General features: G+C 44.5%; 9 protein-coding genes. 4 read left to right on the top strand and 5 right to left on the bottom strand.

Features of this window, described 5'->3' with window-relative positions; translation table 11 throughout:
- Positions 1-19: 19 nt before the first annotated feature.
- Positions 20-1768, bottom strand: a complete 1749-nt coding sequence (locus tag ACMFL8_RS01040; protein WP_413189851.1) for an AMP-binding protein — start codon at positions 1766-1768, stop codon at positions 20-22.
- Positions 1769-2164: 396 nt separating this feature from the next.
- Here ACMFL8_RS01040 and ACMFL8_RS01035 point away from each other — a divergent pair, with 396 nt between their 5' ends.
- Complete coding sequence (locus ACMFL8_RS01035; protein ID WP_413189850.1) at positions 2165-2554, top strand: lysozyme inhibitor LprI family protein; 390 nt, start codon at positions 2165-2167, stop codon at positions 2552-2554.
- Between the two features lie 133 nt (positions 2555-2687).
- Here the strand turns inward: ACMFL8_RS01035 and hemL are convergent, their stop codons facing one another.
- Positions 2688-3989: a glutamate-1-semialdehyde 2,1-aminomutase gene (hemL, locus tag ACMFL8_RS01030; protein WP_201593604.1), complete on the bottom strand. Its 1302-nt coding sequence runs from the start codon at positions 3987-3989 to the stop codon at positions 2688-2690.
- Between the two features lie 103 nt (positions 3990-4092).
- On the bottom strand, positions 4093-4446 hold the full coding sequence (locus tag ACMFL8_RS01025; RefSeq protein ID WP_057758016.1) for a zinc ribbon domain-containing protein YjdM: 354 nt from the start codon (positions 4444-4446) through the stop codon (positions 4093-4095).
- 299 nt (positions 4447-4745) lie between these two features.
- Between ACMFL8_RS01025 and ACMFL8_RS01020 the strand changes: the two genes are divergently transcribed.
- Positions 4746-5498 carry a YgfZ/GcvT domain-containing protein gene (locus ACMFL8_RS01020; protein WP_413189849.1) on the top strand — a complete coding sequence of 251 codons (753 nt, stop codon included), beginning with the start codon at positions 4746-4748 and terminating at the stop codon, positions 5496-5498.
- A 92-nt stretch (positions 5499-5590) separates the two neighbouring features.
- Complete coding sequence (locus tag ACMFL8_RS01015) at positions 5591-6916, top strand: D-amino acid dehydrogenase (RefSeq protein WP_413189848.1); 1326 nt, start codon at positions 5591-5593, stop codon at positions 6914-6916.
- Positions 6917-7030: 114 nt separating this feature from the next.
- On the opposite strand, the gene ACMFL8_RS01010 is transcribed toward ACMFL8_RS01015, so the two are convergent.
- The gene (locus ACMFL8_RS01010) at positions 7031-9193 is read right to left on the bottom strand and encodes a molybdopterin oxidoreductase family protein (protein WP_413189847.1); all 2163 of its coding nucleotides are present in this window, start codon (positions 9191-9193) and stop codon (positions 7031-7033) included.
- A gap of 212 nt (positions 9194-9405) precedes the next feature.
- Positions 9406-10092 (bottom strand): TetR/AcrR family transcriptional regulator, encoded by a 687-nt coding sequence (locus ACMFL8_RS01005; protein WP_413189846.1) that lies wholly within the window; start codon positions 10090-10092, stop codon positions 9406-9408.
- Between the two features lie 178 nt (positions 10093-10270).
- Here ACMFL8_RS01005 and ACMFL8_RS01000 point away from each other — a divergent pair, with 178 nt between their 5' ends.
- Positions 10271-11500 carry an NADH:flavin oxidoreductase/NADH oxidase family protein gene (locus tag ACMFL8_RS01000; protein WP_413189845.1) on the top strand — a complete coding sequence of 410 codons (1230 nt, stop codon included), beginning with the start codon at positions 10271-10273 and terminating at the stop codon, positions 11498-11500.
- Positions 11501-11876: the final 376 nt, after the last annotated feature.

Genomic DNA, 11876 nt, shown 5'->3' with positions numbered 1-11876 from the left:
AGTGAAATGACGCATTCATTTAGCGTAAAGACTTACGTAATATTTTACCGACTGCCGTCTTTGGCAACTCATCGATAAACGCATAAGACTGTGGACGTTTGTAGCCCGTCAGACGCTCACTGGCAAAAGCAGCCAGCTCCTCAGCCGTCAAGCTTGGATCTCTTTTGACCACAAAAGCTTTTGGCACTTCCCCACTATGTGCATCTTCAATCCCAATGACCGCTACCTCAAGCACTTTTGGATGTTCAGTCAACGCCGCTTCTAATTCGTTCGGATACACATTAAATCCTGACACCAATATCATGTCTTTTTTGCGATCAACAAGCGTCAAAAACCCTTGCTCATCCAGCACGCCAATGTCTCCTGATTTGAAATAACCCTCGGCACTAAAGGTATCCGTATTGTCTTGACGCCAATAACCCTGCATCACTTGTGGCCCCTTAATACCTACTTCTCCTGGTGTTCCGATAGCACACGCTGAGCCGTTGTCATCCATGATTTTGATGTCCATCATGGCGAGTGGCAGACCCACGCTACCATTAAAATTCTTAATTCCTGGTGGATTGAATGAGATTACCGGTGCTGTCTCAGACATCCCATAACCTTCATGAATCATCATGCCCGTCACTTGTTGCCACTGATCAGATACCGCTTTGATGATGGCAGTACCACCACCGATAGATAAGGCCAATCGACTGAAATCAAGACTGGCAAACGTTGGATGATGCAGCATCCCGATGAACAAGGTATTGACCGAAGGAATGACATGCGGACGATGCTGCTCAATGGTCTTGACCAGACCATCAATATCACGAGGATTGGTGACCAATATATCTTCCCAGCCGCCGTAAAGACCAAGCAGCCCGCAGACTGTAAATGAGAAAATATGATATAGCGGTAAAGGGTTGAGTATTTTGATCTGTTCGCTACGACCTGTTTCAATCGCTTTGCCAAACATCGCATAACACTGACAGACATTGGCCATCACATTATAGTGTGTGAGCATCGCGCCTTTTGGTTTGCCAGTCGTACCGCCTGTATACTGCAATAAAGCCAAATCCTCACGCTCGATAGTGACGGGCTGACATTGCTCAGCATGGTAGGTATTCATAATATGGGCAAAGCTGACGCTGCGTGCTGAGGTATCGTTTGTAGCGACATCGTCTATAGTTTCGTGAGCGTTATTTGCTTGGCTTGTAGCACTTGCTGTCTGATCGATATGAGTAAGCAAGGCGATATCGTTATCGGCAGGTGCGACAGTGGGATCAATAGAGCAATGTATGACTAATAACAATTGCGCTTTTACTTCTTCATCGAGCTGATCGTAAGCGGATGCCATGCCATCAAGGACAATGAGTACGCAGGACTCAGAATCAGTCAGCTGATGCGCCAACTCATAATGGGTGTACATCGGGTTGACATTAACCAATACTGCACCTGCGCGCAGACAACCAAGCAATGCCACCGCATACTGCAATATATTCGGCAACTGCACTGCGATACGAGCGCCTTTTTTGATGTTTTTTGCTTGTAAAAATGCAGCAAAGCGCCGACTGGCAATATCCAATTGTGCAAAAGTAAGCGTGGCGGGCCCCATACTAAAAGCCACAGAATCACTATGCTGATCTATCTTTGGTTGTAATAAATCCAGCAGATTGTGCTTACCTTCTAACACATCTAAATTATTTCTTAGCCCATACTTCTCATACGAAGCTTGCCATAACGGTGGCGTATTAGTGCTAGGCATATTATTAGTGCTGGTAGTCATGAGTTAGCGTCCTTGCTGAGTAAGTTTTTCTCAGCATAGCACACTCTAATCCTAATTTTCTAAGCGGTTGAGTCACTCTATTAGGTCTGTCATTAACAGTATTTTTGGTCTATACGAATCGCCTTTTATGACCAGTATATAGAACAACAACTTGGCTCGATCAGCTTAAAACTATATAGTCATTCCACTAAAAAAGTGTTACTGCGTTAACCTCGCTTGAAGTATTTGATATACATCTACACTCGGTTGCCTTGTACTACTTTTGAATTGAATCGACTATAGGTTCAATTCCGTACGAACATTTACCAAACCTCTCATAAATTTGAGATATATCCGAAATATAGCCATGTTATGCTAAATGCCATTTCATACCAGTAACGGGATTATATGTTTATCATGAGCCATATTAAAAACGTCGGCTGTCTTGCTTTATTGTCAACAGGGCTATTTTTCAGTGTTCAAGCATCCGCAGCAAACACCTGCGACAAGGCTTATACTCAGACTGATATTAACAAGTGTATTGCAGCTGAGCTGGCCGTAGAAGACAAAAAACTGAACCAGTCTTACCGTGATTTTCAGCGCTTACTTAATAGCTCTGAGAAAAAGCAATTAAAAGCAGTACAATTGTCATGGATTGATTTTAGAGACAAAGCTTGCCAGTTTTCTGCCAGTCCAGTTCGTGGCGGTAGTGCTTATCCAATGGTGCTCAATGGTTGTTTGACCACTTATACACAACAACGACGCGTACAATTAGACACCGATATTAAAAACATCAAAAGTAAATAGATAACTTTAGAAAATAAGTAGCAATAAAAAATAGATGTCCATAAAAAAACCAGCACCTCTGAAGGTACTGGTTTTTTATTGCTTTGATTGCCTAGATTAATGTTACTTATGACTTTGGAATAATCAGAATAGATTAAGCACTGGCCATTTCTGAAAATATCTCATCAGCCGCTTTGATAGACGCATCAATATCTTCATTGCTATGCTTGATAGACATAAAGCCCGCTTCATAAGCCGACGGTGCCAGATAAATACCACGATCGAGCATACCGTGGAAGAAAGTATTAAACACGGTCATGTCACACTCTGTCACGTCATCGAAGTTCTTCGGCGTTGCAGTTTCAGTATCTTTGACAAAGAACATACCAAACATGCCACCCAATTTATTGGTGCGCAAGTGAATGCCATGCTTGTCAGCAGCCGCTTGAAAACCATCCACTAGATGGTCTACTTTCGCGGCTAACTCGTCATAAAAACCGTCTGCCGTTAAGTCTTCAAACATCGCAATACCAGCACGCATCGCTAAAGGATTGCCTGATAACGTACCAGCTTGATAGACACCGCCAAGTGGTGCAATGCAAGACATGATGTCTTTCTTACCGCCGAACGCACCAACTGGCAAGCCAGCACCGATGATTTTACCAAAGCAAGTCAAATCAGGATCAATACCGAAATGCGCTTGTGCACCGCCAAGTCCGACGCGAAACCCAGTCATCACTTCATCAAATACCAATACCGCACCATTGGCAGTACACTCTGCGCGCAAGGTGTCATGGAATTCTTGAGTCGGAATGATCATATTCATGTTACCAGCGATCGGCTCTAAGATAACGCAGGCAATCTCTTCGCCCCATTTCTCAAAACAGTCTTTGATCGCTTGCGGATCATTATAAGGAATCGTAATAGTGTGTTTAGCAAAGTCCGCTGGCACACCTTTAGATGTTGGTTCACCGATATCAAGCATGCCCGAACCTGCTTTTACGAGCAGGCTATCTGAATGCCCATGGTAGCAGCCTTCAAATTTGACGATTTTATCACGTTGGGTATAACCACGTGCCAGACGAATCGCGCTCATGGTCGCTTCTGTACCAGAGCTGGTCATACGAATCATCTCAACGCTCGGGACTATTTCGCAAATCTTATCAGCAACGGTGGTTTCAAACGGCGTTGGTGTACCAAAGCTCAAACCATCATCGGCAGCCTTTTTAACGGCATCAATAACTTTTGGATGCGCATGACCCAAAATCATTGGCCCCCACGAGCCCACATAATCGATATAGGCATTGTCTTCGGTGTCATAAATTTTGCTACCATTGGCACGGTGCATAAAGATAGGTGTACCACCGACTCCTGCAAAGGCGCGGACTGGTGAGTTGACACCACCTGGGATATGCTTGCGTGCTTGCGCAAAGAGCTGTTCGTTTTTAGTACTCATAGTTATTCTCTATTTATTGGTTCTGTATTATTTTATTAAAAGTAAACTTTCTGATTAACTATTATCAGATTTTAGTATTATTCTTTGAATTAAACGTAGCCGCTTAAGCTTTTTTGACAACAGATGATTTCAGTTTCATGGGGCCATAACCATCCAATTTACAGTCGATATCATGGCCATCGGTCGCATCTGGCAACAGGCGAATACTCTTCGCTTTAGTCCCTACTTTGATCACAATTGAAGAACCTTTGACCTTTAAGTCTTTAATGACGGTCACGGCATCGCCATCTTGTAGCTCATTACCGACGGCATCGCGAATAACGGCATCTTGGTCTTCAGCTTGCGCTGCATCAGTTTCAGCTGCCGTCCATTCATGAGCGCACATAGGACATACCAGTAACGCACCGTCTTCATACGTATATTCAGCATCACATTTTGGGCAATTGGGTAAGCTCATTCTATCCTCGGCAGCCATCGTACATTAGGTTAATTGTAGAGCTAATATTGTACCGTAACTCGCCATCTTTAACCAATTTGTACGGTTGAAAATGGGACGCTATGCCCAATTTAACGCTTAACCTATCGCTTAGTGATGACGTTTTTTATGACAGGGGTTTTTGTGGTACTCTTCTTAGCCTCATATAGATTTATACTCACCTATTCTGTCAGTGACAAAAGCGATCAGATAATTTTTTATCACTTCGATTTACCCTCTATATTATTAATAAATAAGCTCTCATCAGAAGGATAATAACAATGACTCAGTCTTCAAATCCATCAGCCGTACCGCAGTTTTCGCAATTAACCATTCAAGGTGAGGACGCCGAAAAATTCTTGCAAGGGCAATTGACTTGTGACGTCACTAAGCTTGGCCTTAGCTATCAGGCAGCAGCCATCGGCAACTTAAAAGGTCGTATTGAATTTGGTATTTGGATCAAAAAACAAGCAGAAAAGCATTATGACGTGGTTATCAGTGCTGATTGTGCTGAGTCTTTACAAGCACATCTGAATAAGTATGGGGCGTTTTCAAAGTTTGAGACCAGTGCCCCAGCAGCGATTTATCCTTGTGTATTAGCCAATGAGCCAACTTTTAGCCATAAGGACGATCACAATACCGTCGCCGACACACAGGATTGGATGGCATGTAGCATAGCCACTGGTAATTATTGGATCGTGGCTGCGACTCAGGGCCAGTTCCAACCACAAGAGCTGCGTCTACATCAGCGCGGCGGCATGGATTACGATAAGGGCTGCTACTTGGGTCAAGAAGTCATTGCCCGTATTTATTTCAAGTCTGCACCCAAAGCATTTTTGCATTATGTACAGGGCACTGGTGAAGTACCAACCGCAGGTGACAAGCTCGATAAAATCCAAGTGGTCAATGCCATGCAAAATGACAATGGCTTTACCGCTCTGGTCGTGGCGCGTCCTGAACAGCTAGCAGAAAGTGGTCTGAGCATATTGGACTTGCCAGCTGCTCTACAGGTAGATGTTGCACGTCCAAAATAAGAAGTAAATCGAATCAAGCAAGCAACGCAGCGAAGGTGATGGCAGTTTAATACAGCGCTACCGTCATGATTAACATGAGCATAGAGAATCCTATGACACATATTGCGGTACTCGGAGCAGGCGTGGTGGGCGTGACCACCGCATGGTATCTACGTCAGGCAGGCTATGATGTGACCGTGATTGAGCGCGAATCAGCGGCAGGTATGCAGACATCATTTGCTAATGGCGGTCAAATATCAGTATCGCATGCCACGCCTTGGGCCAATCCTGCGACTCCGATGAAAGCGCTCAAATGGCTATTTAAAGAAGATGCTCCGCTATTGTATCGCTTGCGTGCGGATAAAGCGCAGCTCAAATGGGCCATGCAGTTTTTGCAAGAGTGCCGCGCCGATAGAGCCGATGCCAATCTCGTGCAAATGGTGCGCTTGGGTCTGTATTCGAGAGATACTTTGCAACAGCTGCGTGCTGATATCGGTATTGATTACGAGCAGCAAACCCGCGGTATCATGCATTTTTATACCAGCCAAGCAGAGTTTGATGCGGCCATCGAACCAACTGAACGCATGCAAGCGCTTGGCTGTGAGCGCCATGTGATTGATATTAATAATGCTGTTAGTTTGGAACCAGCACTTTACCCTATTGCGCATAAGCTCACTGGCGCAACCTATACCAGCCGTGATGAGTCTGGTAATGCGCATCTATTTACCCATCGTTTGGCACAGCGCTGCATAGATGCTGGCGTACAGTTTTTATATGATACCGAGATTTTGGCACTCAATACTGATGCAAATTCTACCCGTCCGCATGTGCATAGTATTACCATTCGCCCAAAAGGCGAGAACGCGCAGACCTTTAGTGCTGATAGTCATGTATTGGCGCTTGGCAGCTATAGTGTCTCCCTATTAAAACCGCTGAACATTTATGTACCTATTTTTCCCGCCAAAGGATATTCAGCCACTTATCAAATCAACCCTCGTGCACCGCATTTAGCGCCTTTTGTTAGTCTGATTGATGATGAATTTAAACTGGTTACCTCACGACTAGGTGATAAGCTACGGGTCGCTGGAACAGCGGAGTTTAATGGCTATAATTTAGACTTAAATGCCACGCGCTGTGAAGCCATTACTCGGCGCGTACAGCAGTTGTTCCCAAAAGGGATTATTGCAAATTCCGTTCAATACTGGACGGGACTGCGGCCTATGACACCTTCAAATGTCCCACTCATTGGACGGGCACATTGCGGTCAAGTGAAACACGGTAGCCGCAACGATGGTGCTACCTTTGATAATTTATGGCTCAACACGGGTCATGGCACACTAGGCTGGACGCATGCTTGCGGCTCTGCAAAAGCAATTAGCTTATTAATCCAAGGTGAAACCCCTAACGTGGATTTTGACTTTGTCGGTATGAGCGCTTAATCGGATAAACGATGTATTAAAATATTATGCAAAAGAAAGAAGGCGCTTACCTATAGTAAGCGCCTTCTTTTAGATTTAGGGAAAGACTTATATTACTGTGCTGCCCATCAAGATTTATGATGCCGTAGCCAATGCGTCATCTGTTGCTGATTCAAGCGCTTCTAATTGTACTGGCACACCATTCACTGCTGCGTTGCCACTCAATTGATCAATCAAAGTATCGTCCGTTAAATCATTCACACTGACGCCTGCATGCGCTTGGGCAATCTTCTGCTTAACACCTTTGCGACCATGACCGAAGCCATGTGGAATACTAACAACGCCTGGCATGAGCTCATCAGTCACTTCTGCGGCAATGATAACGCTGCCCACCCGAGACGTCACTCTGACATCTTGACCATCTTTAATGCCTTGCTGCTCAGCAGTTTCAGGGTGTAACATTAACGTACAACGTGATTTTCCTTTTACCAATCGATGGCTATTATGCAGCCAAGAGTTGTTGCTACGCACATGACGGCGGCCAATGAGCAAAATGTGACTGTCATCATATTGCTGCATCATCTCTTTTACACGGTCTAAATCTGCTTGATAAAAATCAACATTGAGATGAATCTGCTTGTCTGCATGCTTGATGGCCTCTGGCAACATGCTGTGCAGTGGCCCTAAATCGACACCGTGCGGATTGTCTATCAGCGTATCCAAGGTAACCTCTTTATAAGGCCCATACTTGAGACCCTGCTCGAGTAAAAACTTTGGCCCAAACGCTTTTGTCGCTGCACGTTCTTTTTGTATTGCTTCTGGGGCATCTTTATCCAAACGATCAGCCAATTCTAAATAAATCTCCCAATCATGCTTTTCATTGTCTTTTCGATCAAACAAGGCAGGCGAGTATTTGGCGACATTGTGCACGGCAAAACCATTAAAGGTCACGTCATAATGGTCACGTTCTAGTGGCGATACCGGTGGTAAAATAATATTGGCATGACGGCTGGTTTCGGTCACAAAATAATCGAGCGACACCATAAACTCCAACCCTGACAAGGCTTCATCTAATTTTTCACCATTTGGTGTACTGAGGACAGGATTGCCGGCGACACTCATAAATCCTTTCAACTGACCTTCGCCTGCGACCAACATCTCATCCGCCATCGCAACCACTGGATACTCGCCATTGAAGTCAGGCAGATTGCTTACTCGGCTGTGGCGTTTGCCTAAATATCCTGGGCCCGAGCTATTGACAACATCGACCGCAGGATTAGGGAACATCAATCCGCCCACTTCATCTAAGCGACCGCTCACGATATTAATGACCATCGACAGATACTGGCTTAACAAGCCGAACTCTTGCACCGATATACCCATGCGACCATAGCAGACCGAGCTTTCAGCCTCGCAAAACTCCTTCACTAAACGTTTAATTTCAATTGCGGTAATACCAGTGATGCTGGCTACCGACTCAGCCGTATAGTCTTTGGCAAAAGAGGCGATAAGATCAATCTCTGGGGCCAAAGCCGCCGCTCTACTGTCTACCTTGGCATAGCCTTGCGCGTAGATTTCGTTCAACATAGCCAGTAATAACAGAACATCAGTTGCGGGACGAATAAAATGATGCTCGCTGGCAATCTCTGCGGTTTCTGTGCGTCTTGGGTCAATCACAACCACTTTACCCGCGCGAGCTTTGATATCTTTTAACTTTTGACGCATGTTCGGCGCAGTCATAATACTGCCGTTAGAGGCCAGCGGATTACCACCAATAATCAACATATATTGTGTGCGATTCACATCGGGCACAGGGATACGCAGCATGTGACCAAATAGATGCATGCTGACGATATGATGCGGCAGCTGATCAATCGAAGTGGCAGAAAAGCGACTGCGTGTTTTTAGGCTGGTCAATAGTTGCTTGACCGTTAGCATGCCACCCATGTTGTGCACATTCGGGTTTCCCAGATATACCCCAAAGGCGTTTTGACCGTATTTTTGCTGTACTGATTGGATGCCTGCCGCTACTTTGTCTAGGGCGTCCGTCCAGCTGATTTCCTTCCAACCGTCAGCGGTTCTTTCAACGGGTTGACGCAAACGGTCAGGATCTTCATGCAAGTCTTGTAAGGCCGTGGCTTTTGGGCAAATATAACCTTGCGAAAAGGGATCGTTTTTATCGCCTTTAATCGATAATACTTTTTCGCCATCATGCTTTATTTCAACGCCGCACATCGCCTCGCACAATGTGCAGGTCCTAAAATGTGTTTGTTCGTCAGCTACCATTTCTTTAGCCATAGTCGTGCTCCCTGTGTTTTTTATTGACTCTAGTTTCCGTTCTACTTTCGTTTTATACAGTCGATTCAATTTAAAAAAATATAGCATTGCTGGGATAAATTTTTCGAAGTCTCTGGAGTGCAAAGCACGCAGCAGTCAAGGAGTATTTATACCAGCAGAACACTATATTTAACGTGCCCCTTTTATTTTTAACCAACTACAAGTTACTTTCTTTATTGTTGCGTCCGTGCAAAAAAATTGCCAAACAATGCAGCAAAATTTGCACTCAAAATGGTAATCGCTTGTTGTCTTGAATAACGCTCTTGATGACAGCCTAAAATTAATTCATGGACTTGTGCGCTAGCAATATCGACACAGAGATTCACGTGAGTGCGTTCAATAGAACGACCAGATAACTGTAGTCCCTGAATGAATATCTCCGTCCACTCTTCTTGTATTTCTGTAATAAGATTGCCCAGTTGTTTATGCTCCGAACCCTTATTCATGGCATTTATTGTCTTTGAGCCAAAGCGCGGACGGTCTTCGATGAGGTGTTGAAACAAGGCAATATTCTGAAATGCCGCATCAAAAATCAGGGTCAAACAGGACTGGCAACGCTGGTTAAATTGCTCTTTATTCAAGAAATCATAATCTTTTATCATCGTTACCCAAGCCATACGCATGGGGGATAGATAGTTGTCTTTGAGCTGTTCGCTTAATTCATGTTGCAAGGCATCGAGGCTATCAAAATGATTGTAAAAGCTAGGCTGAGCAATGCCTGCACCCTTGGCAACTTTATTCATGCTCATGCCACAAGCGCCCTCTACGCTATACAGCTGTAGGGCACTCTTTAATAGCGCGCGACGCGTTTTAGCTTTTGCCAGCTCACGCTTTGATTCGGTTGCTGGACTGGCAGCCATGCGAATGAAGTCTGTTCTAGCATTTACCTTCAATATCGACCTCGATTGATGTTTTAAAATGACTTATGGGAATAATTACTATATCGACTATAAGATTATAGTCATTTAAACTATAAGTCTATAGTCAAATTCATCGTCAAACTTATTTTTCACGAAACAATACTTTTAGGTTGCCATCATGACATCAGCAGTTTTTTCTCCTTTTTTATTACCTTGTGGCACCAGTCTCTCAAATCGCCTTGCCAAAGCTGCTATGGAAGAGAATATGGCAGATGAAGGACAAGTCCCCGGCTCTACTATTTTGCGCCTATATCAACGCTGGGCTGAGGGTGGTACTGGCTTATTAATTACCGGTAATGTGATGGTCGATGGGCGCGCGATGACCGGTCCGGGCGGTATTGTATTAGAAAAAGACAGTGATATAGCTCCTTTTGAGGCGTGGGCTAAAGTGGCCAAAAAGAATGACACCCAAGTTTGGATGCAGATTAACCATCCTGGTCGCCAAGTGTATGCGGCTATGGGAGGTGATGTGTTGTCACCTTCTGATGTTTCCCTTGATTTAGGAAAGCACTCTCATCTGTTTGGCAAACCCCGCGCCATGACCCATCAAGATATTGAGCAGCTGATTCAACGTTTTGTCGATACTGCTTTAAAAGCAGAACAAGCTGGTTTTGACGGCGTGCAAATTCATGCCGCTCACGGTTACCTTATCTCTCAGTTTTTGTCGCCATTAACCAATAAACGTGACGATGAATTTGGCGGTTCGATTGAAAATCGTATGCGCTTATTAATCACTGTTATTAAAGCTGTTCGTGCACAAGTTTCGCCTCGCTTTGCCGTCGCTGTAAAAATGAATTCAGCCGATTTTCAGCGTGGGGGTTTTGATGCTGATGATGCAAAGACCGTTATTTTAGCAATGAATGGGCTTGCTGTTGATTTGGTGGAGTTATCTGGTGGCAGTTACGAAAGCCCAGCGATGCAAGGCACAACGGCAGACGGCCGAACCTTGCAGCGAGAAGCTTACTTTTTAGACTTTGCAAAAGAGATTGCGCAAGTGGCCACCATGCCCATTATGACCACAGGCGGTGTCAGGCGTTTGGCGGTAGCAGAAAACGTCCTAGCCCAAGGCATTGATATTGTCGGGATGGGCACAGCCTTAGCGATGAACTCCGCTTTGCCTAATGACTGGAAAGAAAACGATCAGCTCAGTGCCCACGATCCAGTGGTTCAGTGGAAAGACAAAACCTTGAGTGCGATTGCGACTATGGCTGTCATTAAGCGCCAACTGCAACGCATGGGTGCAGGAAAGCCACCAAAACCCAATGCTTCACCCCTATTTTCATTGATTCGTGATCGTCTCCGAGTAAAGAAACTGACCAAGCGTTATCAAGACTATTTGGCTAAGTAGTTTATGTTTGCACCTTTATAAGAGGCGTGTTGCACCTTTATAAATAAGCATTGTTGATTGCTAAAATTGTTCTAGGGCGTGTCCTCATTTTATTCCGAGCTGAATACAGACGAATATAAAATTCGAGCTATTGATAAAGCATGATGGTATTGAGAGGTTGGTAGAAAACCTCTTAGGTTATTTACGTATTTCACTGACAACACCCCTTATTTATTACACAAATATGGTCTCCATAACATACTCATGCAGATTGCTATCATGAAGTAACACTCTAAACATTGCCTATACAGACAGCGTAATTTTCAAAGCCTATATTAGGGGCGTCAGTTAGCTTATTTTTATAGATATCAAATAAACGGTAACTAAATAAAAATAG

This window comes from Psychrobacter sp. AT9 (assembly GCF_047272965.1).
GTDB classification, from domain to species: Bacteria; Pseudomonadota; Gammaproteobacteria; order Pseudomonadales; family Moraxellaceae; genus Psychrobacter; species Psychrobacter glaciei.
This window is presented reverse-complemented; position numbering and strand designations above follow the sequence as displayed.

Excerpts from the sequence above, each read along its gene's own strand:
- ACMFL8_RS01035 (WP_413189850.1), top strand. The coding sequence starts at position 2,165 with ATGAGCCATATTAAAAACGTCGGCTGTCTTGCTTTATTGTCAACAGGG.
- ACMFL8_RS01015 (WP_413189848.1), top strand. The coding sequence starts at position 5,591 with ATGACACATATTGCGGTACTCGGAGCAGGCGTGGTGGGCGTGACCACC.
- hemL (WP_201593604.1), bottom strand. The coding sequence starts at position 3,989 with ATGAGTACTAAAAACGAACAGCTCTTTGCGCAAGCACGCAAGCATATC.
- ACMFL8_RS01020 (WP_413189849.1), top strand. The coding sequence starts at position 4,746 with ATGACTCAGTCTTCAAATCCATCAGCCGTACCGCAGTTTTCGCAATTA.
- ACMFL8_RS01040 (WP_413189851.1), bottom strand. The coding sequence starts at position 1,768 with ATGACTACCAGCACTAATAATATGCCTAGCACTAATACGCCACCGTTA.
- ACMFL8_RS01005 (WP_413189846.1), bottom strand. The coding sequence starts at position 10,092 with ATGGCTGCCAGTCCAGCAACCGAATCAAAGCGTGAGCTGGCAAAAGCT.
- ACMFL8_RS01000 (WP_413189845.1), top strand. The coding sequence starts at position 10,271 with ATGACATCAGCAGTTTTTTCTCCTTTTTTATTACCTTGTGGCACCAGT.
- ACMFL8_RS01010 (WP_413189847.1), bottom strand. The coding sequence starts at position 9,193 with ATGGCTAAAGAAATGGTAGCTGACGAACAAACACATTTTAGGACCTGC.
- ACMFL8_RS01025 (WP_057758016.1), bottom strand. The coding sequence starts at position 4,446 with ATGAGCTTACCCAATTGCCCAAAATGTGATGCTGAATATACGTATGAA.